The sequence below is a fragment of the Amycolatopsis thermalba genome (assembly GCF_003385215.1).
Classification (GTDB): domain Bacteria; phylum Actinomycetota; class Actinomycetes; order Mycobacteriales; family Pseudonocardiaceae; genus Amycolatopsis_E; species Amycolatopsis_E thermalba.
Genome location: NZ_PQHW01000001.1, coordinates 171,220 through 196,658, shown reverse-complemented (window position 1 = coordinate 196,658; position 25,439 = coordinate 171,220). Strand labels below are relative to the sequence as shown.

Genomic DNA, 25,439 nt, shown 5'->3' with positions numbered 1-25,439 from the left:
GTCCAGAACGCGACGGACGGGTGGTGCCAGATGCGCCGGGCTCACCCGTCCAGCAGCGCGGTGCACAGGCGGCCGAGCAGCCGGATCCCCGGGTCGATCGCCGAGATCGGCGTGGCCGAGAACCCGATGCGGAAGTGGTTGCGGGGCTGGTCGTCGCCGAGGAAGAAGATGTCGCCGGGCTCGATCAGCACGCCCATCCGCTCCGCGCGCTCCACCAGCACCCGGCAGTCCAGTTCGGGCGGCCCGGTCATCCACAGGCTCACCCCGCCCGGCGGGTACGGCGGTTGCGGCCACGGCAGGTGCTCGGTGACCGCTTCACAGGTGGCCGTCCACTTGCGCAGGAGCTTGGCCCGGTAGCGGCGCAGCGACCGGTGGTACTCGCCGCTTTCGATGAGCAGCGCCAGCGCGCGCTGCAGGTGCCCGGGCGGGTGGCGCAGCACGTAGCGCCGGGCCTCGCGCAGCGCGCGCACCAGCTCCCGCGGCCCCACCAGGTAACCCAGGCGCAGCCCGGGGGAGAGGAACTTGGAGAACGTGCCCAGGTACACCGCGTCGCCGGTGCCGTCGAGCGCCTTGAGCGCGGGGGTGGGGCTGCCCTGGTACCGGAACTCGCTGTCGTAGTCGTCCTCGACGACCACCGTGCCGGACGCCGCCGCCTGCGCGAGCAGCCGGCGCCGCCGCCCGATGCTCAGCGTCGCGTTCGTCGGATGCTGGTGGCTCGGGGTGAGGTAGAGCAGGTCCACCCCGTCCAGCGACGCCGGCGGCCGCAGACCGCTCGCGTCCACGTCCAGACCTGCCACGCGGGCGCCGGTGCGCAGGAAGATGTGCCGCGCGTCCAGGTAGCCGGGGTTTTCGATCGCCACCACCTGCTCCGGGCCGAGCAGCACCCGGCCGAGCAGGTCCAGGCCCTGCTGCGAGCCGACGGTGATGAGCACCTCCTCGTGGCTCGCCTCGATGCCCCGGGTGGTCAGCAGGTGGCGGCACACCATGTCGACCAGCATCGGATCGTCGGACCCCACGCTGTCCTGCAGGCTGTGGAACACGTGCGGCCGGTACAGCGCGTCACGCAGGCACCGCGTCCACGACCGCGCCGGGAACGCCGACACGTCGACCTGCCCGGCCAGGAACGGGTACGGGTAGCTCGCCCAGTCGGTGCGCTTCTCGATGTGGGCGACCCCGGCGTCGGGGAACCGGCGCACCCGGCTCGGCCAGTCGATGCGGGACTCGGTGTCGCGTTCCTGCACCGCGCAGTGCGGGCGCATCTCCCCGTTGATGAACAGGCCGCTGCGCTCGCGGCTTTCCACGTACCCCTCGGCCACCAGCTCCTGGTAGGCGAGGTTGATCGTGTTGCGCGACACGCCCAGCTCGACGGCCAGCTCACGGGAGCTGGGCAGCCGGCGCGCCGGGTCGAACGTGCCGATGGCGATGCCGTGCTCGATCGCCCGCCGCACCTGGCGGTACAGCGGTTCGTCGGAGGACCGGTCGATCTCGATCAGCGTGCGTGGCAAGGGCATCTCCTGGTGGGGCCGCACCGGAGCGGGGTGAGCAGAAACCTAACCCGCCGTGGCCGGTTTTCCCACCCCGCGCCGGCGCGGATCGGCACCTCAGGCCAGCGCCGCGTCCACGCCCACCGCGGGCAGGCCGTGCGCGCGGGCCACCGGCTCCGACGTCAGCGCGCCGGACACGGTGCTCACCCCGCCGCGCAGCTCGGGCGTGTCCCGCACCGCGTCCCGCAGCCCCTTGTTCGCGATCTCCAGGGCGTAGGGCAGGGTCACGTTCGTCAGCGCGTGCGTGGAGGTGTGCGGCACCGCGCCGGGCATGTTGGCCACGCAGTAGAACACCGACTCGTGCACCCGGAAGGTCGGCTCGGCGTGCGTGGTCGGCCGCGAGTCCTCGAAGCAGCCGCCCTGGTCGATCGAGATGTCCACCAGCACGCTGCCCGGCTTCATCCGGGACACCACCTCGTTGGACACCAGGCTGGGCGCCTTCGCGCCGGGCACCAGCACCGCGCCGATCACCAGGTCGGCCTCCAGCACCGCCTGCTCGATCGCGTAGGCGTTGGCCGCGGCGGTGCGGATCCGCCCCTGGTACATCCGGTCGGCGGCGCGCAGCTTGTCCACGTTCTTGTCGAACAGCACGACGTCGCCCCACGCGCCGGCGGCCACCGCGACCGCGTTCATGCCCGCCACGCCCGCGCCCAGCACCACCACGCGCGCCGGGGCCACCCCGGACACGCCGCCGATCAGCACGCCGCGGCCGCCGTTGACCCGCATCAGGGTCTGCGCGCCGACCAGCGGCGCGAGGCGGCCGGCGACCTCGCTCATCGGGAACAGCAGTGGCAGCGCCCCGCCGGGCAGCTGCACCGTCTCGTACGCCACGGCGGTGGTGCCGGCGTCGAGCAGGGCCCGGGTGCACTCCTGGCTCGCCGCGAGGTGCAGGTAGGTGAACAGCAGCTGGTCCTCGCGCAGGCGGTGGTACTCCTGGGCGACCGGCTCCTTCACCTTGAGCACCATCTCGGCGGTGCCCCACACGTCGTCGGCGCTGTCGAGCAGCTTCGCCCCGGCCGCGACGTAGTCCTCGTCCCGGATGGACGAGCCCTCGCCCGCGCCGCGTTCCACGAACACCTCGTGTCCGGCCGCGGTGAACTCGTGCACCCCGGCCGGCGTCGCCGCCACCCGGTATTCGTGGTTCTTCACCTCGCGAGGCACACCGATCCTCATCGTCCGCTCCCATCTGCCGTGTGCGTCGCTCCGAGCGTGGGGGAGGACTGGCCCGGGCAGAAGTACCAGAACCGGGCCGGTCGGCGGTGCCAGACTGGACCCCTCATCGGCCGCGGTTCTGGCTCTGTCGGCGCCCGGCGCGGCTGGTCATCCTCACGGGGAGCACTGCCGCCGCACGCGAGGGAGTCCGACGATGAGGATGGCCCCTGAGCAGCGCGTTCCTGATGCTGCTGCGCGACGGCCGGGCGGTCACCTTCGCCGCCTGCGCGGTGGTGGACAAGGTGCGCCGCTGCACGACCTCTCCCGCGGCTGCGGTGCCGCCGAGATCGAGACGATGGCCCTGATCGCCGCGGTGCACGCGGTGACCGCCCACGACACCCAGGAGGTCCGGTGAACCCCCGCGTCGAGCTCATCGTGCTGGACATGGCCGGCACCACGGTCCGCGACGACGGCGCCGTGGAGGCGGCGTTCGCGGCCGCGCTGTCCGCGGTGGACGTGCCCGCCGGGTCCGAGCAGTGGCGGCGCGCGCGGTCCTACATCCACGACACCATGGGCACGTCGAAGATCGTGGTGTTCCGGGCGCTGTTCCCGGACGAGCGCGCGGACAAGGCGAACGCCGTCTTCGAGGAGACGTTCGCGGAGCAGGCGATCGCGGTGGCCGAACCGGTCCCCGGGGCGGAGGAGGCGATCCGCGCGTTGCGCGAGCAGGGCCGGCGGGTGTGCCTGAGCACCGGGTTCTCCGCCGGGACGCGGGACGCCCTGCTGGACCGTCTCGGGTGGACGGACCTGGCGGACCTGGCGCTCTGCCCGGACGACGCGGGCCGCGGCCGGCCCTTCCCGGACCTGGTGCTCACCGCGGCGCTGCGGCTGCGGGTCAGTGACGTGCGCGCGGTGGCCGTCGCGGGCGACACCGGCTACGACATGGTGAGCGGCCGCCGCGCCGGCGCCTCGGTGGTCGCGGGGGTGCTCACCGGCGCCCACGACGCGGCCACGCTGACGGCCCACGGCGCGACGCACGTGCTGGACTCCGTGGCCCGGCTGCCCGCCCTGCTCGGGAACCGCTGACCGGTCACCGCCCCGGCGCCGGAACTGTCCGGCGGTTGCGGCGCAACGCGATCGCCAGCAGCCGGGCGGCCGCACCGACCGGCGTGGTGCCCGATCGCCACACCGCACGCAGCGCCCGGCCGAGGTCCATGCCCACGGTCGGGATCTCCACCAGAGCCCCGCCCGCCAGGTCCGGCGCCACGATCAGCTCGCTGATCAGCGCCGGCCCCGCGCCGGCCGACACCGCGCTGCGCACCGCCGTCGCCGAACCCAGTTCGAGCAGCGGTTCCACCGGTTCGGCCCCGGCGGCCCGCAACGCCTGCTCCGCCGTTTCCCGCGTGCCCGAGCCGGTTTCGCGGCTGATCAGCGCGGTCGACGCGAGCTCGGCCGGGTCGACCGGGCGGCGGCGGCGCCGCCACGGGTGATCCGGCGACACCACCAGGACGAGACGGTCGCGCGCCACCACCCGGGACCGCACCCCGGGCAGCCCGCCCGGGGATTCCACGAAACCCAGATCGATGTCGCCGTGGCGGGCCAGTTCGTGCACCCGGCTGGAATTCAGCACCTGCATGCCCACGTGCAGATCGGGCACGGCGCGCCGCAGCTCGCCGATCCAGCCCGGCAGCAGGTACTCGGCCACCGTGAGGCTCGCCGCCAGCGACAGCTGCGCGCCGCGTTCGCGCCGCAGCGCCTCGGCGCCGTCCATCATCACGTCCAGCTCGTCGAGAACGCGCTGCGCCCACCCGCTCACCAGCAGCCCGGACGAGGTGAGCGCCGACCCGCGCCGGGACCGGTCCAGCAGCTGGATGCCGAGCAGCCGTTCCAGCGTGCTGATCCGTTTGCTCGCCGAGGGCTGGCTGATCCCGGCGGTCTGCGCGGCGGCGGTCAGGCTGCCGTGGTGCCCCACGAGGACCAGCAGCCGCAGGGATTCGACATCGGGCAGACGGGTCATGCAGTAAGGGTATGACGTCCGCATCGCTTGACGGGTACCGGGGAGCGGCCGGTGCGGTGACGATTCGAGGGTGACCAAAGCAGAATCCGCGCGGGAACGAGCACCGCGATCGACGACCGCCCGGCGGCTCGCGCCGGGCCTGTTGGTGGCCGCCGCCGGCACGGCGGTCGCGTTCGGACTGAACGAGCTGGTGCCCGCGATCAGCGCCCTGACCGTCGCGGTCGTGCTCGGGGTGCTCGTCGCGAGCTTCGTGCCCCCGGCCGCGCAGGACGGCCTGCGCTGGGCGACGAAGAAGTTCCTGCGGCTGGGCGTGGTGCTGCTCGGGTTCCAGCTCGGCCTCGGCGAGGTGTTCCGGCTCGGTGCCGGCACGGTGCTCGCCGTCGTGGTCACCGTGCTCGTCAGCTTCTTCGGCACGATCCTGGCCGGGCGGCTGGTGGGGGTGTCGCGCGGGATGGCGCTGCTGGTGGGGACCGGGTTCTCGATCTGCGGCGCCTCGGCGATCGCGGCGATGGACAGCGTGACCGAGTCCGACCGCGAGGAGGTGGCCACCGCGGTGACGCTGGTGACGCTGTACGGCAGCGCCGCGATCGCGCTGGTGCCGCTGGCCGGGCGGGCGCTCGGTCTGGGCCCGCAGCGGTTCGGCGAATGGGCCGGGCTGAGCGTGCACGAGGTCGCGCAGGTGGTCGCCGCGGCGTCACCGGCCGGCGCGGCGGCGGTCGCCACCGCGGTCGTGGTGAAGCTGACCCGGGTGGTGCTGCTGGCGCCGATGGTGGCCGGGGTGAGCATCGTGCGGCGGCGCCGCCACGGCGCCACGACGGGCAAGCGGCCGCCGCTGGTGCCGCTGTTCGTGCTCGGCTTCCTGGCGACGATGGCCGTGCGCAGCTCGGGTGTCGTGCCCGCGCCGGTGCTGTCCGCCACCAGCGTGGTGACCACGCTGCTGTTCGCCGCCGCGTTGTTCGGGCTGGGCAGCGGCGTGCGGATCGGGGCACTGCTGCGCACCGGCCGCCGCGGGCTGGCGCTGGGCGCGGTGTCGACCGTCCTGGTCGCCCTGGTGGCCTACGGCACGCTCACCCTCACCGGCGGCGCCTGATCACCGTCCACCACCGCGCCCGCCGGTCGAGGGCGTCCGTCGTGGCGCCCGCGCGAGGGGGGCGGGCGCCACGACGAGGTGATCACTTGTCCGCGGTCAGCTTCCCGGCCTTGCCCCAGCTGTCGGTGGGGACCTCGTGGATCCACACCTGCACGGCGTCGGCCGGGATCACGTACGCGCGGACGAACGCGTCGGTGATCTGCTTGACCAGCTCCCGCTTGAGCTCCACGGTGCGCGGGCCTTGCTGAACGGTCACGATGGGCATGTCGTTCTCCTGCCGGATGGTTTTCGGTCCGGTTCAGTCCACAGGAGAATCCCGGCGCGACCAAGGAGCAGTCCGCTGCCGCTGCGATCAGCGATCGTGATCGGCGGATAATGGGCTCGTGGAACTTCGTCAACTGCGGTACTTCGTGACCGTCGCGGAGGAACTGCACTTCGGGCGGGCCGCGGAGCGGCTGCACATCGTGCAGGCCGCGGTGAGCCAGCAGATCCGCAAGCTGGAGCGGGAGCTGGGCGTGGAGCTGTTCGACCGGTCACCGCGGATGGTCCGGCTCACCACCGCGGGCCAGGTGTTCCTGCCCGAAGCGCGGGCCGTGCTCGCCGCCGAGAGCCGGGCGCGGTCCGTGGTCGCCGACGTCGCCGCCCGGTCCACCGTGCTGCGGCTGGGCACCAGCAACGGCCTGGGCGAGCACCTGGACCGGGTGCTGGACGAGCTGACCGCCCTCATCCCGCAGTTGAGCGTGGAGCTGGTCTCGGCGTCCACGCAGACGAGGCTGGACCAGGTCCGCGGGCACGCGCTGGACGCCACGTTCGTCCGGGGCGTGACCCACAGCCCGGAACTGCGGCTGATCCCGCTGTGGCTGGACCGGCTCGTCGTCGCGTTGCCCGCCCGGCATCCGCTCGCCGAGGCGGACGAGGTCGAGCTCACCGACCTGGCGGAGCTGCCGCTGCGCCTGGCCGACCGGAGCCGCAACGCGCCGTTGCACGATCTGATGGTCTCCTCCTGCCGGTCGGCGGGGTTCGACCCGGTGTTCGGCCCACCGTCGGGCAACCTGCAGGACACCCTGGCCATCATCGGCAGCGGCACCGGCACGTGGACCGTCGTGTACGAGTCGCAGGCGCGCCGGCTGGTGGCGCCCCGGGTGGCGTTCCGGCCCACGGTGCCGCCGATCACCATGACGACGCTGCTCGCCGTGTCCGAGACCAACCCGCCCTGGTGTCTCGACGAGCTGCTGCGCGCCTGCGATCACGCTTCCTGATCGCAGGGAGCGCGAAACGGGCCTTGGTGGGGGCGGGGTTTCCGGGTGGACTGGAACCAGTCCGAGAAAACCCGTCACGTCAAGGAGATCTCCGTGCACGCGATCACCATCCGCGCCTCCGGCGGCCCCGAAGTCCTGGACTGGACCGAGGTGCCGGACCCCCGTCCAGGCCCCGGGGAGGTGCTGGTCCGCGTCGCCGCCACCGCGGTGAACCGGGCGGATGTGCTGCAACGCCAGGGCCGTTACCCGCCGCCGCCCGGTGCGAGTGAGATCCCCGGCCTGGAGTGCTCGGGCACGATCATCGAAGTCGGCGAGGACGTCGACGGCTGGCAGGTCGGCGACCAGGTGTGCGCGCTGCTCGCCGGCGGCGGATACGCCGTGCAGGTCGTGGTGCCCGCTCCGCAACTGCTGCCCGTCCCGGACGGTGTGGGGATCGTCGCCGCCGCGGCCCTGCCCGAGGCCGCCTGCACGGTGTGGGCCACCGCGGTGATGAGCGCCGGCCTGCGCAGCGGGGAGGTGCTGCTGGTGCACGGTGCTGCCGGCGGCATCGGCACGCACGCCGTTCAGGTCGGCAAGGCGCTCGGCGCGACCGTCGCGGTGACCGCCGGATCGGCCGAGCGGCTCGAACAGTGCCGGCGGCTCGGCGCCGACATCCTCGTCAACTACCGCGACCAGGACTTCGTCGCCGAGCTGCAGCGGGAAACCGGTGGCGCGCACGTGATCCTGGACAACATGGGAGCGTCCTATCTGGACCGCAACCTGGACGCGCTCGTCACCGGCGGCCGGCTGGTGATCATCGGGTTCCAGGGCGGCCTCACCGGCGAACTGAACATCGGCACGCTGATGCGCAAACGCGCCGGCATCGCCTCCCTCGCGCTGCGGCCCCAGCCGGTGGCCGAGAAGGGCCGTATCGTCGCGCAGGTGCGGAAGAACCTGTGGCCGCTCGTCGAGCGCGGGTGCGTCCGGCCGGTCGTCGGCCGGACCATCCCGCTCCGCCAGGCCGCCGACGCGCACCGCGGCGTGGAAGAGGGCAGCGCCGTCGGCAAGGTCCTGCTGACCGCGTAGCGCGGCGGGAGCGCCACGTGGCTGGGAATCCGCAGTGGCGCGTTTCTCTTCCTCGCCGCCGGGACCCACCGTGCGCGCGGTCAGCCCGCGCAGCGCACCGTCGGTTCCGGGTCGTAGCGCACGGTCCGCGTGGTGCGGCTGATCTCCCGGCCGCTCAGGTCGCGGACGATCCGGGTGTCCGAGGTCCGGAAGCCCGGCTTGCCCCGGGCCGGTTTGCACTCCGGGCCCGCCGGTTTGGTGACCGTGTACGGGCTGACGTAGTCGCCGCGCGGGCCGGTCACGGATTCGACGGTGACGTGCCTGGTGCCCCACAACCGCACGGTGATGGACTTCGGTGTCCAGATCGTCTGGATCGCCACCCCGGTGGGGTATTCGTTGCCGAACTTCAGGTCGATCACGCTGCTGCCGTCCGGGTTCTGGAAGACCGTCGCGTCGCGCGCGGCGGGGTAGCGGCTGATGTAGAAGCTGTGCTCCTTGTGCTCGACGTCGGTCATGCCGGCGAAGTACGCGGCGTTGTACAACGTGGTGGCGAACTGCGAGATACCGCCACCCACCTCACGCTCCGGCACGCCCTCCTCGATCACACCCGCTTCCACGTACCCCTGCGCGGCCTCGCGGGGGCCGGTGTACCCGTTGAGGCTGAACGTTTCCCCGGGCAGCACGATCGCGCCGGTCACCTCCTCGGCGACCACCCGGATGTTCACGCCGGAATCGGGGGCGAAGCCGCCGGTGGTGAACTCGCCGATCACCTCCCTGATCCCGAGCTGCCCGGCCCGGTCGGTGGTGATCCTGGCCGGCACCGCCACGTAGCGCGCCTCGGTGGTCCGGTTGCCGCCGGGCCCGATGGCCTGCAGGAGCCCGGTCAGGGTCTGGTCCCAGTCGATCGCCCGGCCGTCGACGGACGGCACGACCGCCGGCCGGTCGTTGTCGAACCGCATCCGCGCGTCCTGCCCCGGCTTCTCCGTCGGGGCGAGCTGATCGGTCAGGACACCGAGCCGTGCGCGGTCGAGCCCGGCGGTGAGCGTGCCGTTGCCGCCGGGCTGGAACGTCAGCGCGGCGGCGAGCTGCGCGGGCTCGACCGTGGCGTCGCGGCCGTCGCCGCGCACCGTCGCCGGGCCGGCCACTGGGGGGCGGGCGAGGAGGTCGAGTGCCGCCCGGACACCCTCCGGGGTGGTCTGTGGCGCGAGCGGGAGCACGGGCAGCGTCAGGCGCGGCGAGGTGGCCCACCCGGTGCGCAGCACGTCCTCGGCCCGTGCGAGGTCGAGGGTCTGCCCGGTCTGGGGATCGACCGGGACGGGGGTCGTGCCGTCGAACCGGATGCCGCCCTCCACGGCCGGCCGGTCGACCGCCGCCCGCGCCTCGTCGAGCGTGGCGGTCAGGGAGCCGGGGTTCGCCTCGGCCACGACGGCGGTTTCGCGGTCCCGGAACAGCGACACCAGCCGGGTCCACGGGTTGAGCGGCTGTGATCCGGCTCCGGCGACGGTCGCGGCGAAGTCGACGCGGACACCGGCGTCGGCGGGAACGAACGGGATCTCCCGGTCCCCGGCCAGCACCTGGACCGGCCGGCTGAGCCGGGGCGTCAGCTCCTCGCGCAGCTTCTGCTCGGCGGCGGACTCGCTCAGCCCGCCGATCGGCACACCCGCCACCGTCGTCCCCCGCGGCACGTCGCCCGAACTCAGCGCGAGGTCGAGCACGTACAGGACGGCGAGCGCGAGCAGGACCGCCGCCGCGGCGATCGTCGCGGGCCGCCGCCACCACGGCTTCGGCCGGGCGGGCCCCACCTCGCCGACGCGCGGGAGGTATTCGGTGGGCTCAGGTGTCGAAGAAACCACCAGGTCGTAGTTGACCAAAATGGGCGGTTCAAACCCGTAGCGGCCGGCGCTCACCTGCCGTGAGCGCCGGCCGCTGCGGTCACCCGGGCCGGTGGATCACCCGATGGTGCTGCGGAAGCCGCGCAGCCGCAGGCTGTTGCTCACCACGAAGACCGAGCTGAACGCCATGGCGGCGCCGGCGATCATCGGGTTGAGCAGGCCGGCGGCGGCCAGGGGGAGGGCGGCGATGTTGTAGGCGAAGGCCCAGAACAGGTTGCCCTTGATGGTGCGCAGGGTGCGCCGGGACAGGCGGATCGCGTCGGCCGCCACCCGGAGGTCGCCACGGACCAGGGTCAGGTCGCTGGCTTCGATGGCGACGTCGGTGCCGGTGCCCATGGCCAGGCCGAGGTCGGCCTGGGCGAGCGCGGCGGCGTCGTTGACCCCGTCGCCGACCATCGCCACCACCTTGTCTTCGTCCTGCAGGCGCTGGACCACGTCGACCTTGTCGGCGGGCAGGACCTCGGCGATCACCGTCTCGATGCCGACCTCGGCGGCGACTGCCTTGGCGACGGCTTCGTTGTCGCCGGTGAGCAGGACCGGGGTGAGCCCGAGGCCGCGCAGTTGCCCGATGGCTTCGGCGGAGGTGGGTTTGACGGTGTCGGCGACCACCAGCACGGCCCGGGCCCGGCCGTCCCAGCCGACGGCGACCGCGGTCTTGCCCTGCTGCTCGGCCGTGGCCTTGGCCGCGGCGAGTTCGGGGGACAGGTGCTGGCTCCAGTCCGCCAGCAGCGCGGTGCGGCCGACGAGCACGGCCTTGCCGTCGACGATGCCCTGCACGCCGAGACCTTCGAGGTTGGTGAAGTCCTCGACGGCCGGGAGGTCACCGACCCGCTCCCGCGCGCCGGTGGCGATGGCCTGGGCGATCGGGTGCTCGGAAGCGCTCTCCAGCGCTCCGGCCAAGCGAAGCACCTCGTCGGTGTCGGCGCCGTCGGTGTGCACGTCGGTCAGGGCCATCTTGCCGGTGGTGACGGTGCCGGTCTTGTCGAGCACGATCGTGTCGACGCGGCGGGTGGATTCCAGCACTTCCGGGCCCTTGATCAGGATGCCCAGCTGGGCTCCCCGGCCGGTGCCCACCAGCAGCGCGGTGGGGGTGGCCAGTCCCAGCGCGCAGGGGCAGGCGATGATCAGCACCGCGACCGCGGCGGTGAACGCCGCGGACACCGTGCCGCCGGCGCCGAGCCAGAACGCCAGGGTCCCGGCCGCCAGCGCGATGACGATGGGCACGAACACCGCGGAGATCCGGTCGGCCAGCCGCTGCACCGCGGCCTTGCCGGTCTGCGCCTGTTCGACCAGCTTCGCCATCTGCGCCAGCTGGGTGTCCGCGCCCACCCGGGTGGCCCGCACGACGAGCCGCCCGCCGGAGTTCACGGTCGCTCCGGTGACGGCGTCACCGGGCCCGACCTCGACCGGGACCGATTCGCCGGTGAGCATGCTCGCGTCGACCGCGGAACTGCCCTCGGTGATCACGCCGTCGGTGGCGATCTTCTCGCCGGGCCGGACCACGAACCGGTCACCCACGGCCAGCTGCTCGACCGGGATGCGTTCCTCGCGGCCGTTCCGCAGCACGGCGACGTCCTTGGCGCCGAGTTCGAGCAGCGCGCGCAGCGCGGCCCCGGCCCGCCGCTTGGAGCGGGCCTCGAAGTAGCGGCCGGCGAGGATGAACGTGGTCACCCCGGCCGCGACCTCGAGGTAGATGTTGCCGTCCCCGCTGATCCGCTCGATGGTCAGCTCGAACGGGTGGGTCATGCCGGGCACCCCGGCGCTGCCGAACAGCAGCGCGTAGAGCGACCAGGCGAACGCGGCCAGCGTGCCCATCGACACGAGCGTGTCCATCGTGGCCGCGCCGTGCCGCAGGTTCGTCCACGCCGCCTTGTGGAACGGCCAGGCGGCCCACACGATCACCGGTGCGGCCAGCGTGAGCGAGATCCACTGCCAGTAGGTGAACTGCAGCGCCGGGACCATCGCCAGCACGATCACCGGCACCGACAGCACCAGCGACCCGATGAGCCGCTGCCGCAACGAGCGGGCCGGGTCCTCCTCGGCGGCCTCCGGTTCCGCGGTTTCGGGCCGGGGGACGGTGGCCGAGTAGCCCGCCGCCTCGACCTGGGCGACCAGTGTGTCCGGGTCGAGGTCGGCGGGGAAGGTGACCTTCGCCTTCTCGGTGGCGTAGTTGACGGTCGCGGTGACACCGTCGAGCTTGTTGAGCTTGCGCTCGATCCGCATCGCGCACGAGGCGCAGGTCATGCCGCCGATCGCCAGTTCGATGTCCCGCGCCGCGGTCTTCGGGGAGTTCTGCAGGTCCGAAGTCATCGTGGTACCCCTTCCTCGATCAGCCGTGGCTGTGGCCGTGGCCGTCGGCGGTCGCGGGCGGCTGCGTGGTGGCCGGTGGCGTGGTCCCGGTCGCCACGGTGAACTCGGCGGTGCGGACCTTGCCCTCGTGCTGGAAGTCCAGGAACAGCCGGTAGGTGCCGGCCGAGGGGACCTCGGCGTAGAAGGTCACGGTCGGCCCGGGCCGGGTGGTCCCGTCACCGGGTGAGCCGTCGGGGTGGACGTGGAGGTAGGCCAGGTCGCCTTCGCGCAGCGCCACCAGGTGCCCGTAGGCGCCCAGGTAGGGCTGCAGGTCGGTGACCTCCCGGCCGTCCTTGGTGACCGTGACCGTCAGCTTCGACGTGTGTCCGGCGGTGAGGTCGCCGTCGAGGCGCACCTGGTAGCCGTCCACCTCCGCGACGCGCGAGGGCGCGTAGGTCCGCGGCTGGAAGTCGCCGGCCGCGGCGAGGTCGACGCCCAGGGTCGTGGCCTGGCCGCCGGTCGGCTTGAAGTCGGCGAAGGCGCGGTAGCTGCCGGCGTCGGCGACATTCAGCGGCACGGTCCAGGTGCCGTCACCGGCCATCTCCGGGTGCAGGTGCTGGAACCCGGCGGTGTCGCGGCGCACCACGATGAGGTGCATGCGCTTGTCGTGCTCGACGTCGAACGCGGTGACCGCGTTGCCGTCGGGCCCGGTGATCCGGAAGGCGAACTGGTTGGTGGTCCCGGTGGTCAGCGTCGTGTGGGTGGGCGTGAGGGTGTAACCGCCCCTGGACGACGCCAGCCCCGCGGGCAGAGCGGGTTGCGTGGTCTCCGCGACAGTGCCGCTGTGGCTGTCCCCGTGCGCGGCGTCCTCGCCGCCGCGCGTGCCAGCTTCGCTGGTGACGGGACCGACAGCGGTGCCGATCGCCCAGGCGCCACCGGCGACCAGGACGAGCGCCGCACCGTAGGCGGAGAGCTTCCCTGCAGTGTTCATGACATTCCTGTCCTCTGGGCCGGCCGCTACGCGGTCAGCTGGTATCCGGCTTCTTCGACGGCGGCGCGCACCACGTCGGTGGTGAGCGCGTTTTCGCTGGTGACGGTGACCTTGCCGGTGGGCAGATCCACCGCGACGTCCGTGACGCCCGGGATCTCGCCGACCTCCTCGGTCACCGAAGCCACGCAGTGCCCGCACGTCATGCCGGTCACGGTGTAGGTCTGCTGAGTCATTTCGCTTCCTCTCTCGTGGTCAGGAACGGACCAGCCGGGCGATGGCCTCACTGGCCTCGCGCACCTTCGCGTCCGCGGTGTTGCCACCCACGGCGATCGCCTCGGCCACGCAGTGCTTGAGGTGCTCGTCCATCAGCCCCAGCGACACCGACTGCAGCGCCTTGGTCGCCGCCGCGATCTGGGTCAGCACGTCGATGCAGTACTCGTCGTTCTCGACCATCCGCTGCAACCCGCGGACCTGCCCCTCGATCCGGCGCAGCCGCGTCAGGTAGCCGTCCTTGTCGCTGGTGTATCCCCGCATGTCCATCTCCTCTATCCGGCCGACGACTTCGACTATACCCCCTACCGGTATCCTCCGGGTCGGGTTCCCCGTTGCCGCCGATGAGGAATTTATACCCAAGGGGGGTATGCTGCGTCAAGTACCCCTCACCGGTAGGAGGCATGTGATGGAAACAGGGCGCCGGCTCCGCGCGCTGGACCCGGGCGGCGCGCCGGAGAAGTCCCGCGAGCTGCTCGGCGGAATCGTGGAGCGGCACGGCTCGGCGGGGGAGATGATCCGCACGATGGCCCACTCGCCGGCGTTGCTGCAGGGCTACCTGGAGCTGTCGCGGGCGATGAAACGCACGAAGCTGCCCCGCGCGGTGTGCGAGAAGCTCGCGATCGCCGTGCAGGAATGGATCGGCTGCGGCGCCTGCCTGGAAGCCCACATCGAGGGCGGCCGGGCCGCGGGCCTGAGTGACACCGACATCGCGCTGGCCAGGCAGGGCACCGCGACGGACCGCCGCGAGACCGCGCTCGTCGAGTTCGCGGTGCGGGTGCTGGCCGAACCGGCATCCCGCACCGACGACGACGTGGCCGGACTCCGGGCGCACGGCTGGAGCGAGCGCGTCATCGCCGAGGTGGTCGGGCTGGTGTCGCTCAACCTGCTGACCGGCGCCTTCAACCTGGTCGCCGGAATCGAACCGGCCACGCCGCCGCGCTGGCCGCGGCGCGCCCGGCGCCTACGACCGCCGCTGCGTCCCGTGCTCCTTCTCCCAGTCCAGGAAGGCGGTCAGGGTGGCCGTGCGGTGGGCGCGGGCGAGGTGCTCGATCCACTCCGCGCCCGCGCCGGACCTGATCAGGGTCACCAGCTGGTCGTGTTCGGCGACGGACGCCGCCGCGCGGCCGGGGACGAACGAGAAGGTCGACTCCCGGATCGTGGCGAGCCCGGACCAGGTGCGGCGCACCGTGTCGAGGAGCCGCGGGTTGGGGCACCGTCCATAGAGGACCTCGTGGAACTCGTGGTTGAGCCGGGTGAACTCCACCGGATCCAGATCCCGCAAGCAGGTCCGCATCTGCTCGTTGAGGCCGGCCGCCTTCGCCAGGTCGGCCGGGGTGAGCAGCGGCGCGGCGAGGGCGGTCGCCGCGCTTTCCACGATCGCCAGCACCTCCATCGCGTGCTGGTACTCCACCGGGTCGATGGCGGCCACGGTCGCCCCCACGTTGTGCTGGAAGTGCACGAGTCCCTCGGCTTCCAGCAGGCGGATCGCCTCGCGGATCGGCACCGTGCTCATGCCCAGCTCGGTGGCCAGCGAACCGAGGACGAGCCGGTGCCCCGGCCCGTACACCCCGCGCGCGATCCGGTCCTTGATCACCTCGCGCGCTCGCTGGGACTTGCTCGCCGTGCCGTCCGGTTTGTCGTCCACGTGCGCAGGCACCCGGTCCTCCTTGCTCGCTGACCCGTTCGCAGCTCCCGCGCAGCCTACCAGTCATATACGAACCAGGCGTCCAGGCGTCCATCTTCTCGGTGTTCTTGTCAGCTGTCGCGCAGATCGTATATGGTCCGGCGGTCCGCATCGACAACAAGGGAGTCGTGATGGCGCGACCGTTGACGAGAACCGGCCCCGAGCACCGCCGCGTCGTCCTGGCGGCGATGGCCGGCACCACCATCGAGTGGTACGACTTCTTCATCTACGCGATCTCCGCGGGACTCGTCTTCTCCACGCAGTACTTCGCCGCGCTGGGGGAGGACGCGCTCATCCTGTCCTTCGCCACCGTGGGGATCAGCTTCTTCTTCCGGCCCGTCGGCGCGGTGATCGCCGGGCACCTGGGCGACCGCATCGGCAGGCGCGCGATGCTGGTCCTCACCCTGCTGCTGATGGGCGTCTCCACGGTGCTGATCGGCCTGGTGCCCAGCGCCGCGGCGATCGGCGTGACGGCGCCGGTCGCGCTGGTCCTGCTGCGCATCGTGCAAGGACTGTCGGCGGGCGGCGAATGGGGCGGGGCCGCCCTGCTCGCCGTCGAACACGCACCGGCCGACCGCCGTGGCCTGTTCGGCGCGTTCCCGCAGATCGGGGTTCCGGTCGGGCTCGTGCTGGCCAACGGCGTGCTCGCGCTGGTGGCCGCGCTGACCACGCCGGCGCAGTTCCTCGCCTGGGGCTGGCGCATCCCCTTCCTGCTCAGCGCCGTGCTCATCGTCGCCGGGCTGGTGATCCGCTCGCGGGTCGCCGAGAGCCCGGTCTTCGAGGAGGTCCGCCGCACGCGCAGCCAGGCCGGCCTGCCCCTGGTCCAGCTGTTCCGGCACCACTGGCGGCTCGTCGTGCTCGGCGCGATCGTGTTCGCCGCCAACAACGCGGTCGGCTACATGACCACCGGCGGATACGTGCAGTCCTACGCCGTGCGGACCCTGCACCTGGAGCGCTCGACGGTGCTCGCGGCCGTCATGATCTCCGCCGTCGCCTGGCTGGTCAGCACCCTGGCCGGCGGCTGGCTGGCCGACCGCATCGGCCGGCTCCGGGTCTACCGGATCGGCTTCGTCGTCCAGCTGCTGTGGCTGGTCCCGTTCTTCGCCCTGCTCGACACCGCGAACGTGGGACTGCTGATCGTCGCGCTGCTCCTGTTCTCGGTCGGCCTCGGGTTCACCTACGGTCCCCAGGCGGCGCTCTACGCCGAGATGTACCCGGCGCGCGTGCGCTACAGCGGCGCCGCGATCTCCTACGCGCTCGGCGCGGTGCTCGGCGGCGCGTTCGCGCCCACCATCGCCGAAGCGTTGCAGTCGAGCACGGGCACCGTGTACGCCGTGTGCGCCTACCTGGCCGGGATGACCCTGCTCGGCCTGATCGCCACCGCCGCGCTCCGCGACCACCGCGGCATTCCGCTGGACGTCTCCGGCGAGCCGGCCGCGACGCCGTTGCCCGCCGAGCGCAACCCGGGTGGCGCCGCATGACCGCGACCCAGGCGCCCGGACGGCCGGGCAAGATCATCGCGGTCCACCTCAACTACCGCTCCCGGGCCGCGCAGCGGGGCCGGACCCCGGCGTACCCGTCCTACTTCCTCAAGCCGGCGACCTCCGTGGCGGCCAGCGGGGACGTGCTCGAACGGCCCCTGGGCGCGCAGCTGCTCGGCTTCGAAGGGGAGATCGCGCTCGTCATCGGGCAGACCACCCGCCGGGTCACCCCGGAGGAGGGCTGGTCCCGCGTGTCCGGCGTGACCGCGGCCAACGACCTGGGGATATACGATCTCCGCGCGGCGGACCGGGGCTCCAACCTGCGCTCGAAGGGCGGTGACGGCTTCACCCCGCTCGGACCCGTGGTGCTCCCGGCCGGCGAGCTGGACCCGGCGCGGCTGCGCGTGCGCACCTGGGTCAACGGCGTCCTGCGCCAGGAGGACACCACCGGCGGTGTGCTGTTCGGGTTCGGCCGGCTGGTGGCCGACCTGTCCCAGCTGATCACCCTCGAACCCGGCGACGTGATCCTGACCGGCACACCCGCCGGGGCGTCGGTGGTGGTGCCCGGCGACGTCGTCGAGGTCGAGGTGGACGGGTGCGGGCACACGACCGGCCGCCTGGTCACGCCGATCGCGGAGGGGACCGTCCCGTTCGGACCGTACGGCGCGCTGCCGCGGGCCGAGGACGACCTGCGCGCGGACGCCCACGGCACCCGGCCGTTCGTGCTCACCGCCGATCTGCGCCGCCGCCTCGAATCGGTGGGCACCGCGACCCTCGCCGCGCAGCTGCGCCGCCGCGGGCACGGCGACGTGACGATCGACGGGCTCTCGCCCGCCAAACCGGGCAGGCGGTTCGCCGGGCAGGCCCGCACCCTGCGGTACCTGCCCTGCCGCGCCGACCTCTTCGACGAGCGCGGCGGCGGTCACAACGCGCAGAAACGCGTGATCGACTCGCTCGGTCCGGGCGAGGTGCTCGTGATGGAGGCCCGCGGGGAACGCGGCGCCGGCACCGTCGGGGACATCCTCGCGCTGCGGGCGCAGGTGCGCGGCGCGGCGGGGATCGTCACCGACGGCGGAGTGCGCGACATCGCCGCCGTGGCCGCGCTGGACATCCCGGTCCACCACGCCGGAGCGCACCCGTCCGTGCTCGGCCGCCGCCACGTGCCGTGGGACATCGACGTGCCCGTCGCCTGCGGCGGCGCCGCGGTCCGGCCCGGCGACGTGATCGTCGGCGACGACGACGGCGTGCTCGTCATCCCGCCCCCGCTCGCCGAGGAGGTCGTCGCCGCGGCCGAGGAGCAGGAACGGCAGGAGACGTTCATCGCCGCGCAGGTGGCCGCCGGCGAACCAGTGGCGGGCCTGTACCCGATGGACGAGCACTGGCGGGCCCGGTACGCCGACTGGCTCGCCGGGCAGTGAGACCCGTTTCCCGGAAAGGAGATCCATGCGATTCCGCGCGGACCCGCGGTCGATCAGAGGCTCGATCGCACCGCTGATGACCCCGTTCACCGCCGAGGGGGACCTCGACCACGCCGGCCTGGCGAACCTGGTGCGCTGGCAGCTGGCGGCGGGCAGCCACGGCATCTCGCTCGGCGGGTCGACCGGTGAGCCCGGCGCGCAGACGGTGGCCGAACGCGCCGCGGCGATCCGGACCGTGGCCGCCGAGATCGGCGACCGCGTGCCGTTCCTGCCGGGCACCGGCTCGGCGAAACTCGGCGAAACCCTGGAGCTGACCGCCGCCGCCCGGGACGCGGGCGCCGACGCCGTGCTCGTGATCACCCCGTACTACGCGCGCCCCACCCAGGAAGCGCTCTACACCTGGTACCGCACGGTGGCCCGCGAGTTCCCCGACCTGCCGATCGTGGCCTACAACGTGCCCAGCCGCACCGCGGTGGACCTCGCCCCGGAGACCGTGGCCCGGCTCTTCCGCGACCTGGACAACTTCGTCGGCGTCAAGGAGACCACCCGGGATTTCGAGCACTTCTCCCGCGTGCTGCACCAGTGCGGGCCGGAACTGCTGGTGTGGTCCGGGATCGAGCTGCTGTGCCTGCCGCTGCTGGCGCTCGGCGGCGCCGGGTTCGTCAGCGCCACCGCCAACCTCGCCCCGGCCGCCTGCGCCGCGATGTACGAGGCGTGGCAGGCCGGCGACCACGAGCGCGCCCGCGAACTCCACTACGGCCTGCACCCGCTGGTGGACCTGCTGTTCGTGGAGACCAACCCGGCACCCGGCAAGTGGGTGCTGGCCCAGCGCGGCCTCATCGCGTCGGCGCACGTGCGGCCCCCGCTGGTGCCGCCCTCGGAAGCCGCGCTCGCCCGCATCCGGGACCTCCTGCGCCAGGGCGAGGCGTACCTGAGCCCGGCGGACGGATTTTCGACGGAAGGACACTGACCATGCCCGAGCCCCATGTCCCCGGCGGGTTGCCGGAAGCGATCCGGCACTACATCGGCGGCGAGTTCACCGACAGCCTCTCCGGCAAGACCTTCGACGTGCTCGACCCGGTGTCCAACGAGGTGTACGTCACCGCCGCGGCGGGACAGGCCGAGGACGTCGACCGGGCGGTCGCGGCGGCGCGCGAGGCGTTCACCGGCGGCCCCTGGCCGGGCCTGCCGCCGCGCGCCCGCGCCCGGGTGCTGAACCGGATCGCCGACGCCGTCGAGGCGCAGGACGCCCGGCTCGCGGAGCTGGAGACGTTCGACACCGGCCTGCCGATCACCCAGGCGCTCGGGCAGGCGCACCGCGCGGCCGAGAACTTCCGGTTCTTCGCCGACCTGATCGTGGCCCAGTCCGACGACACCTACCGGGTGCCCGGCAGGCAGCTCAACTACGTGCACCGCAAGCCGGTCGGCGTCGCCGGGCTCATCACGCCGTGGAACACGCCGTTCATGCTGGAGAGCTGGAAACTGGCGCCCGCGCTCGCGGCGGGATGCACCGTGGTGCTCAAACCGGCCGAGTTCACCCCGCTGTCGGCCGGGCTGTGGGCCGGCATCTTCGCCGAGGCCGGCCTGCCCGACGGTGTGTTCAACCTCGTCCACGGGTTCGGCGAGGAAGCCGGCGACGCGCTGGTGCGGCACCCGGACGTGCCGCTGATCTCGTTCACCGGCGAGAGCGCCACCGGGCAGACGATCTTCCGCAACTGCGCGGCCGGCCTGAAGGGCATGTCCATGGAGCTGGGCGGCAAGTCCCCGGCGATCGTGTTCGCCGACGCCGACCTCGACGCCGCGCTGGACTCCACGGTGTTCGGCGTGTTCTCCCTCAACGGGGAACGCTGCACCGCGGGCAGCCGCATCCTCGTCGAGCGCGCCGTCTACGACGAGTTCTGCGAGCGTTTCGCCGCCCGCGCCTGTGCGATCGTCGTCGGCGACCCGCACGACCCGGCCACCGAGGTCGGCGCGCTGGTGCACCCCGAGCACCACGCGAAGGTGATGCGTTACGTCGAACTCGGCCGGTCCGAGGGACGGCTGCTCGCCGGCGGCGGCCGCCCGCCCGGCCTGGACACCGGGAACTACGTGGCGCCGACCGTGTTCGCCGACGTCGCCCCGGACGCGCGGATCTTCCAGGAGGAGATCTTCGGTCCCGTCGTCGCGCTCACCCCCTTCGACAGCGAGGACGAGGCACTGGCGCTGGCCAACGACGTCCGGTACGGCCTGGCCGCCTACGTGTGGACCTCGAACCTGGAACGCGCGCACACCTTCGCCCAGTCGGTCGAGGCCGGGATGGTCTGGCTGAACTCGCACAACGTCCGCGACCTGCGGACCCCGTTCGGCGGGATCAAGGCCTCCGGGCTCGGCCAGGAGGGCGGTTACCGCTCGCTCGACTTCTACACCCACCAGCAGGCCATCCACGTCTCACTCGGCCCCGTGCGCACCCCCCGGTTCGGCGCGGTCCGGAAAGGACAGTCATGACCACCACCCCGCCCGATGTGCTCCGCTGCGCCTACGCCGAGCTGGTCGTGACCGACCTGGCCGCGTCCCGGGCGTTCTACGTCGACGTGCTCGGCCTGATCCCCACGTACGAGGACGGCGAGCGGATCCACCTCCGCGCGGTCGAGGAGTACCTGCACCATTCGCTGGTGCTGCGCCAGGGGGACACGCCCGCGCTGGCGGTGCTCGGCTACCGGGTGCGCGGCGCCGCCGACCGGGACCTCGCCGAGGCGCACTACCGCGCCCTCGGGGTGCGGGTGCAGCGGCGCCCGGCCGGGGCGACGCGCGGGATCGGCGAAGCCGTGCGGGTGGAGGACCCGCTCGGCTTCCCGGTGGAGTTCTTCCACGACGCCGTGCACGTGGAACGGTTCACCCAGCGCTACGACGTGCACGGCGCGGGCGCACTGTCCCGGTTGGACCACTTCAACCTCGGCACGCCCGACGTCCCGGCCGCCCGGGCCTACTACGAGGACCTCGGTTTCCGGGTGTCGGAGGACATCCAGGACGCCGAGGGCACGGTCTACGCGGCGTGGATGTTCCGCAAACCGACGGTGCACGACGTGGCCCTCACCGGCGGCGACGGTCCCCGGCTGCACCACCTCGCGTTCGCCACCCACGAACGGCACCAGATCCTGCACATCTGCGACCACCTCGGCGCGCTGCGCCGGTCCGGGATGATCGAGCGCGGGCCCGGGCGCCACGGGGTGTCGAACGCGTTCTACCTCTACGTCCGCGACCCGGACGGCCACCGGATCGAGATCTACACCCACGACTACTACACCGGCGACCCGGACAACCCGGTGATCACCTGGGACGTGCACGACCACCAGCGGCGGGACTGGTGGGGCAACCCGGTGGTGCCCAGCTGGTACACCGACGCCTCCCCGGTGCTCGACCTCGACGGGCGGGTCCGGCCGGTGGTGCCCCGCGTGCAGCCCCGGGAGGCCGAGGTCACCGTCGGCGCGGACGGCTTCTCCTACACGAGCCCGCGCAACGGCTTCAAACTGGGCGAACAGGTCTGACGGTGCGCCCGGCGTGGCGATCACGCGGTGCCCCCGGCGCGGGGGCACCGCGGCCGGTACCGTGGACGCGGGCACCGAGGCGAGGGGAGCGCGGGCATGGACGACGAGCACCGGTTCGACCGCGACGCCTACCGCGCCTTCGTCCGCGCCCACCACCCCGACGTCGGCGGCGATCCCGAGCTGTTCCGCGAGGGGCTGCGCCGCTTCCACGCCGCCCGCACCGCACCGGCGAACCCGATCGTGTTCGTGCGGCGCCGCCGCGGGGTCGCGGGCCTCGTCCAGCGCCTGCGGGAGGGCTGGACGCGGCACCGCCGGCCGCCGCGGGTGCGGTAGCCGCTCCGGTTCAGTGTGCGGTGCGCCGTCCGCGCGCGGTGAGCAGGCCGAGCGCGATCATCGCGACCCCGAGCACCAGGTGCAGCCAGTTGTCGGCGGTGTTGACCGGGACGAAGTTGGCGCTCCCGGCCTCGTCGACGACCAGCCCGTACACCCACAGGACCAGGTAGATCGCGCCGCCGCCGATCAGGAAGGCACGGGCGGCCCCCGCGCTGCGCGACGCGGCCAGGCCGGCGACACCGAACAGCAGGTGCACGATGTTGTGCAGCACCGAGACCGCGAACACGCCCAGCAACAGGGCCCCGGAGTGGTGCCCGGCGAAGGTCAGCTCGTCGTAGCCGGTGGTGATGCCGGGGACGAAGCCGAGGATGCCGACCAGGAGGAACACGGCGCCCACGACGCCGGCGGCGGCGCGCGCCCCGCGGGTGGTGGACAGGGTGGTGGATCGGGACATGGTGATCACCTCAACCAGTGGATCGAGTCGGTCAGCGGGTATTCGTCGCGGAGCGGGTTCCGGATGGGCGCCGCCCGGCCCCGATGCGGGCCGGCCGCCTGGTCCAGCTGCGTGGCCGCGGTTCCCCGGTGGTGGTCGCTCCGGGCGTTCGGGCCCGTCGCCGTGCGGATCGGACGGACCGGGATTTTCGCGCCGGCCGATCCGGTGACGGTGCGGCGCCGGATCCGCGGCCCATCAGTCCACTACGCACGTTCAAGCCCCGGGCGATCCGGCTGCGCCCAGGAAGTGACCGAGCTACGGGCGGCGGCCGCACGACTCGCCGCCGTCGCGCGACCCCTGCCTCACGGCTGCTGCCCGGGGCGGTGCCGGCGGCGATCACCGGGGTGCGGGAGCGCGGGGTGTGTGGCCGGTGGCGCCGGGCATCCCGCGACGGTTCTCGACCGTCCCGCGCCGAGCCGGTCAGGACGCTCGCGGCGGCAGAGCCGGGTGGCCGGTGGGGTGGATACCGATCGCGAAGCCGTAGGTGGTGTCCCCGGACCGGGGCAGCCGGTCGAACTCGTCGACGAGCTGGGCCATTCTGTCCCAGAACCGCGCGGCCCGGTCCCCGGAGATGCGCGCGTGGCGGATGAAGCCCCACAGCTGTCCGGCCTCGAAAGCCGCGGCGGGCTCGCGCGCCGCCACCTCGAAGTCGTCGAAGTCCCCGGAGACCGCCGCCTCGGCCACGGCCGGCTCCGCCGCGACGAAGAACATGCGTGCGGTGCGGCCGTAGAACCGTTCCGCAACGGCTCGGACCCGCCGCGTGCGCACCACCCGGAGCAGGCCGTTGCCGGCGAGCACCTGCACGTGGTGCGCGACGGTGCTCTTGGGCTTGACCGAGGGCGTGTGGAGCGTCGCCGAGGACCTGCGCCGGGCGGGCCACATGGTGCACCCCCCGGATCTGTTCGGGGCGGACCTTCGCCGGCCTCGAGGAAGGTTTCGCCTTCGCTCGCCACGCCGGGTTCGAACAGCTGCGGGAGCGTGGGATCGCCGAGGCGGAGGCGCTGGGACCGGAACTCGGGTACGCCGGGTTCTCGTTCGGTGTCACCATCGCCCAGCGGCTCGCGCAGACCCGCCCTGGAGCACGCGGCGCGGTGCTCATCGACTCCTCACTCCCCGCGTACGACCCCGAGGCAGCCGGGGTACTCCTGGATCGCGTGCGCTCTTTCCTCGCCTCGGTGTGACTCCCGCCAGGCGGACGGGGCCGGGTCCGCCGACCTCCACCACCGCGCGTCCGGCGAGCGGGGCGGTGGGAGAATCGGGCGCGTGACGGCGAGTACCAGTGACATCGACAAGGCGGCCGGCCTGCTGCGTGCCGGGCGCCTGGTGGCCTTCCCGACCGAGACGGTCTACGGCCTGGGCGCCAACGCCGAGGACGCGGCCGCCGTCGCGCGGGTGTACCGGGCCAAGGGGCGCCCGTCGTCGCATCCGTTGATCGTTCACCTCGGCGGTGCGGGGCAGCTGGGGGACTGGGTCGAGGACGTGCCCGCGACGGCGCGCCTGCTGGCCGAGCGGTTCTGGCCGGGGCCGCTGACACTGGTGCTGCGCCGGGCCCGCAGGGTGCCGCTGGAGGCGACCGGTGGTCTGGAGACCGTGGCGGTGCGCGTGCCCGATCACCCCGTCGCGCTGGCGTTGCTGGCGGCGTTCGGTGGCGGTGTCGTGGCGCCGTCGGCGAACCGGTTCGGCTCCGTCAGCCCCACGACGGCCGGCCACGTGCGGACCGAGCTCGGCGACGCCGTCGACTTCGTGCTCGACGGCGGCCCCTGCCACGTCGGGGTGGAGTCGACGATCGTCGACGTCACCGGTGACGAGCCGAGTGTCCTGCGACCGGGCGGGGTGACCCGCGAGGACCTCGAAGCCGTGCTGGAGCGCCCGCTCGCGGTTCCCGCGACCAGCCACATCCGGGTGCCGGGCCAGCACCCGTCGCACTACGCGCCGCGGGCGCGGGTGGTGCTGGTCGAGCCGGAGAAGGTCGTCACGGAGGCGGAGCTGGCCGGCGAGCAGGGGCACAAGGTGGGCCTCCTGCTGCCCCCGGACGCGGGCGACGCCCCGGTGAACGCGCACGCGGTGGCGGAGGTCCCCGCTTCGATGGCCGCCTACGCGCGCAGCCTCTACGGCTTCCTGCGGGAGCTGGACCAGCGGGGGTGCGACCTCATCATCGCGTCGCTCCCGCCGGAGGAGGGGCTCGGGCTCGCGATCGCCAACCGGCTGCGCCGCGCCGCCGGCCCCCGCACCGGCTGATCAGGACAGTCGCGAAGGCGCTCGACCGCAACGGTCCTTCCCAGGTTGGTGTGATCTGAAGTCAGCGAAGAGCGAGGTCCGGGTCATCGCCCGTGATGGGGAGCACGAGGTCGAGATCAGGCGGTCCCGGTTCCGGTGCACCGTTGCCCGCGCCGGTGACGCCGAGGCCGCCGCGGCGGTGATCGCGCGGGTGCGCAAGGCCGGGCCGGGCGCCAACCACCACTGCACGGCCCTCCGGATCGGCGACCCGGAGACCGGCGAGATGACCGTGCGCGGCAACGACGACGGCGAACCCTCCGGCACGGCGGGCGTTCCGATGCTCGAGGTGCTGGCGCGCCGCAACCTGACCGATGTCGTCGCCGTCGTGTCGCGGTGGTTCGGTGGGACCAAGCTCGGCGCGGGCGGGCTGGTCCGCGCGTACTCCGGTGCGCTGGCCGAAACCCTGGACGCCGTCGGGACGCTTCGCCGGGTTCGGCACCGCGAACTGCTGCTCGCCGTGCCGCACGACCTCGCCGGCCGTTTCGAGCACGACCTGCGCACCTCGCCCTACCGGCTGCTGGGTGCCGACTACGGGGCGGACGTCACGCTGACGGTCGCCGTCACCGAGGCCGGCCGCGATGCGTTCAGCGCGTGGCTCGCGGAGCGCTCAGGTGGCGCGGTCGAGGCCGTCGACGCGGGGACGCGGGACCTCTACCTGCCCTGAGCGGCGGCACACCG

25 protein-coding genes and 1 pseudogene are annotated in these 25,439 nt (G+C 73.1%); 14 read left to right on the top strand and 12 right to left on the bottom strand.

Going from position 1 to position 25,439, the window contains the following annotated elements; genetic code table 11:
- Window positions 1-41: 41 nt before the first annotated feature.
- Both pdxR and ald read right to left on the bottom strand, forming a co-directional pair.
- Window positions 42-1,511, bottom strand: a complete 1,470-nt coding sequence (gene pdxR / locus D0D15_RS00960) for a MocR-like pyridoxine biosynthesis transcription factor PdxR (protein WP_198958077.1) — start codon at window positions 1,509-1,511, stop codon at window positions 42-44.
- Between the two features lie 90 nt (window positions 1,512-1,601).
- Window positions 1,602-2,717: an alanine dehydrogenase gene (ald, locus tag D0D15_RS00955; RefSeq protein WP_094002675.1), complete on the bottom strand. Its 1,116-nt coding sequence runs from the start codon at window positions 2,715-2,717 to the stop codon at window positions 1,602-1,604.
- 193 nt (window positions 2,718-2,910) lie between these two features.
- On the opposite strand from ald, the gene D0D15_RS36790 reads away from it, so the two are divergent.
- Entirely contained in the window at window positions 2,911-3,111 is a 201-nt protein-coding gene (locus D0D15_RS36790) for a hypothetical protein (protein ID WP_094002676.1), read from the top strand.
- A complete protein-coding gene (locus D0D15_RS00945; protein ID WP_094002677.1) occupies window positions 3,108-3,782 on the top strand; it encodes a phosphonatase-like hydrolase in 675 nt (224 codons plus the stop codon). The genes D0D15_RS36790 and D0D15_RS00945 overlap by 4 nt, the downstream gene beginning before the upstream one ends.
- Window positions 3,783-3,786: 4 nt before the next feature.
- Here D0D15_RS00945 and D0D15_RS00940 read toward each other — a convergent pair whose 3' ends face one another.
- Window positions 3,787-4,713 (bottom strand): LysR family transcriptional regulator, encoded by a 927-nt coding sequence (locus D0D15_RS00940; RefSeq protein WP_115944152.1) that lies wholly within the window; start codon window positions 4,711-4,713, stop codon window positions 3,787-3,789.
- A gap of 70 nt (window positions 4,714-4,783) precedes the next feature.
- On the opposite strand from D0D15_RS00940, the gene D0D15_RS00935 reads away from it, so the two are divergent.
- On the top strand, window positions 4,784-5,803 hold the full coding sequence (locus tag D0D15_RS00935) for a YeiH family protein (RefSeq protein ID WP_369806708.1): 1,020 nt from the start codon (window positions 4,784-4,786) through the stop codon (window positions 5,801-5,803).
- 82 nt (window positions 5,804-5,885) lie between these two features.
- On the opposite strand, the gene dmpI is transcribed toward D0D15_RS00935, so the two are convergent.
- Window positions 5,886-6,086 (bottom strand): 4-oxalocrotonate tautomerase DmpI, encoded by a 201-nt coding sequence (gene dmpI / locus D0D15_RS00930; RefSeq protein ID WP_255407818.1) that lies wholly within the window; start codon window positions 6,084-6,086, stop codon window positions 5,886-5,888.
- Between the two features lie 100 nt (window positions 6,087-6,186).
- Here dmpI and D0D15_RS00925 point away from each other — a divergent pair, with 100 nt between their 5' ends.
- Both D0D15_RS00925 and D0D15_RS00920 read left to right on the top strand, forming a co-directional pair.
- Window positions 6,187-7,062 carry a LysR family transcriptional regulator gene (locus D0D15_RS00925; protein WP_094002680.1) on the top strand — a complete coding sequence of 292 codons (876 nt, stop codon included), beginning with the start codon at window positions 6,187-6,189 and terminating at the stop codon, window positions 7,060-7,062.
- Between the two features lie 93 nt (window positions 7,063-7,155).
- Window positions 7,156-8,127 carry an NAD(P)H-quinone oxidoreductase gene (locus D0D15_RS00920; protein ID WP_115944158.1) on the top strand — a complete coding sequence of 324 codons (972 nt, stop codon included), beginning with the start codon at window positions 7,156-7,158 and terminating at the stop codon, window positions 8,125-8,127.
- A gap of 80 nt (window positions 8,128-8,207) precedes the next feature.
- Here D0D15_RS00920 and D0D15_RS00915 read toward each other — a convergent pair whose 3' ends face one another.
- The 5 genes from D0D15_RS00915 to D0D15_RS00895 form a co-directional block, all read right to left on the bottom strand.
- Window positions 8,208-9,959 carry a VanW family protein gene (locus D0D15_RS00915; RefSeq protein ID WP_115944157.1) on the bottom strand — a complete coding sequence of 584 codons (1,752 nt, stop codon included), beginning with the start codon at window positions 9,957-9,959 and terminating at the stop codon, window positions 8,208-8,210.
- A 96-nt stretch (window positions 9,960-10,055) separates the two neighbouring features.
- Entirely contained in the window at window positions 10,056-12,308 is a 2,253-nt protein-coding gene (locus D0D15_RS00910) for a heavy metal translocating P-type ATPase (protein WP_094002681.1), read from the bottom strand.
- Window positions 12,309-12,327: 19 nt separating this feature from the next.
- On the bottom strand, window positions 12,328-13,278 hold the full coding sequence (locus D0D15_RS00905) for a hypothetical protein (RefSeq protein ID WP_094002682.1): 951 nt from the start codon (window positions 13,276-13,278) through the stop codon (window positions 12,328-12,330).
- 26 nt (window positions 13,279-13,304) lie between these two features.
- Window positions 13,305-13,511, bottom strand: a complete 207-nt coding sequence (locus D0D15_RS00900) for a heavy-metal-associated domain-containing protein (protein ID WP_094002683.1) — start codon at window positions 13,509-13,511, stop codon at window positions 13,305-13,307.
- A gap of 19 nt (window positions 13,512-13,530) precedes the next feature.
- On the bottom strand, window positions 13,531-13,812 hold the full coding sequence (locus D0D15_RS00895; RefSeq protein ID WP_094002846.1) for a metal-sensitive transcriptional regulator: 282 nt from the start codon (window positions 13,810-13,812) through the stop codon (window positions 13,531-13,533).
- Between D0D15_RS00895 and D0D15_RS37675 the strand changes: the two are divergent.
- Window positions 13,811-14,284, top strand: a pseudogene (locus tag D0D15_RS37675) (carboxymuconolactone decarboxylase family protein); the annotation flags it as partial. The gene D0D15_RS00895 and the pseudogene D0D15_RS37675 overlap by 2 nt on opposite strands.
- A gap of 228 nt (window positions 14,285-14,512) precedes the next feature.
- On the opposite strand, the gene D0D15_RS00885 reads toward D0D15_RS37675, so the two are convergent.
- Window positions 14,513-15,208, bottom strand: a complete 696-nt coding sequence (locus D0D15_RS00885; protein ID WP_233156982.1) for a GntR family transcriptional regulator — start codon at window positions 15,206-15,208, stop codon at window positions 14,513-14,515.
- 158 nt (window positions 15,209-15,366) lie between these two features.
- On the opposite strand from D0D15_RS00885, the gene D0D15_RS00880 reads away from it, so the two are divergent.
- The 6 genes from D0D15_RS00880 to D0D15_RS00855 all read left to right on the top strand — a co-directional run bounded on the left by D0D15_RS00880 (window position 15,367) and on the right by D0D15_RS00855 (window position 21,991).
- Complete coding sequence (locus D0D15_RS00880; RefSeq protein WP_115944151.1) at window positions 15,367-16,716, top strand: MFS transporter; 1,350 nt, start codon at window positions 15,367-15,369, stop codon at window positions 16,714-16,716.
- Complete coding sequence (locus D0D15_RS00875) at window positions 16,713-18,134, top strand: fumarylacetoacetate hydrolase family protein (protein WP_115944150.1); 1,422 nt, start codon at window positions 16,713-16,715, stop codon at window positions 18,132-18,134. Before D0D15_RS00880 ends, D0D15_RS00875 begins: the two co-directional genes overlap by 4 nt.
- Before the next feature lie 25 nt (window positions 18,135-18,159).
- On the top strand, window positions 18,160-19,104 hold the full coding sequence (gene dapA, locus D0D15_RS00870) for a 4-hydroxy-tetrahydrodipicolinate synthase (RefSeq protein WP_094002688.1): 945 nt from the start codon (window positions 18,160-18,162) through the stop codon (window positions 19,102-19,104).
- Window positions 19,105-19,106: 2 nt separating this feature from the next.
- Window positions 19,107-20,618, top strand: coding sequence for a 5-carboxymethyl-2-hydroxymuconate semialdehyde dehydrogenase (hpaE, locus tag D0D15_RS00865; RefSeq protein WP_094002689.1), 1,512 nt, complete (start codon window positions 19,107-19,109; stop codon window positions 20,616-20,618).
- Complete coding sequence (gene hpaD / locus D0D15_RS00860) at window positions 20,615-21,658, top strand: 3,4-dihydroxyphenylacetate 2,3-dioxygenase (RefSeq protein ID WP_115944149.1); 1,044 nt, start codon at window positions 20,615-20,617, stop codon at window positions 21,656-21,658. Before hpaE ends, hpaD begins: the two co-directional genes overlap by 4 nt.
- A gap of 96 nt (window positions 21,659-21,754) precedes the next feature.
- Window positions 21,755-21,991, top strand: coding sequence for a hypothetical protein (locus D0D15_RS00855; RefSeq protein ID WP_094002691.1), 237 nt, complete (start codon window positions 21,755-21,757; stop codon window positions 21,989-21,991).
- 10 nt (window positions 21,992-22,001) lie between these two features.
- Here the strand turns inward: D0D15_RS00855 and D0D15_RS00850 are convergent, their stop codons facing one another.
- Window positions 22,002-22,445, bottom strand: a complete 444-nt coding sequence (locus D0D15_RS00850) for a DUF4383 domain-containing protein (protein WP_094002847.1) — start codon at window positions 22,443-22,445, stop codon at window positions 22,002-22,004.
- A gap of 459 nt (window positions 22,446-22,904) precedes the next feature.
- Window positions 22,905-23,366 (bottom strand): hypothetical protein, encoded by a 462-nt coding sequence (locus D0D15_RS00845; RefSeq protein ID WP_198958078.1) that lies wholly within the window; start codon window positions 23,364-23,366, stop codon window positions 22,905-22,907.
- Between the two features lie 381 nt (window positions 23,367-23,747).
- On the opposite strand from D0D15_RS00845, the gene D0D15_RS00835 reads away from it, so the two are divergent.
- Entirely contained in the window at window positions 23,748-24,722 is a 975-nt protein-coding gene (locus D0D15_RS00835; protein ID WP_094002692.1) for an L-threonylcarbamoyladenylate synthase, read from the top strand.
- A gap of 55 nt (window positions 24,723-24,777) precedes the next feature.
- Window positions 24,778-25,425 (top strand): IMPACT family protein, encoded by a 648-nt coding sequence (locus D0D15_RS00830; protein WP_094002693.1) that lies wholly within the window; start codon window positions 24,778-24,780, stop codon window positions 25,423-25,425.
- Window positions 25,426-25,439 lie beyond the last annotated feature (14 nt).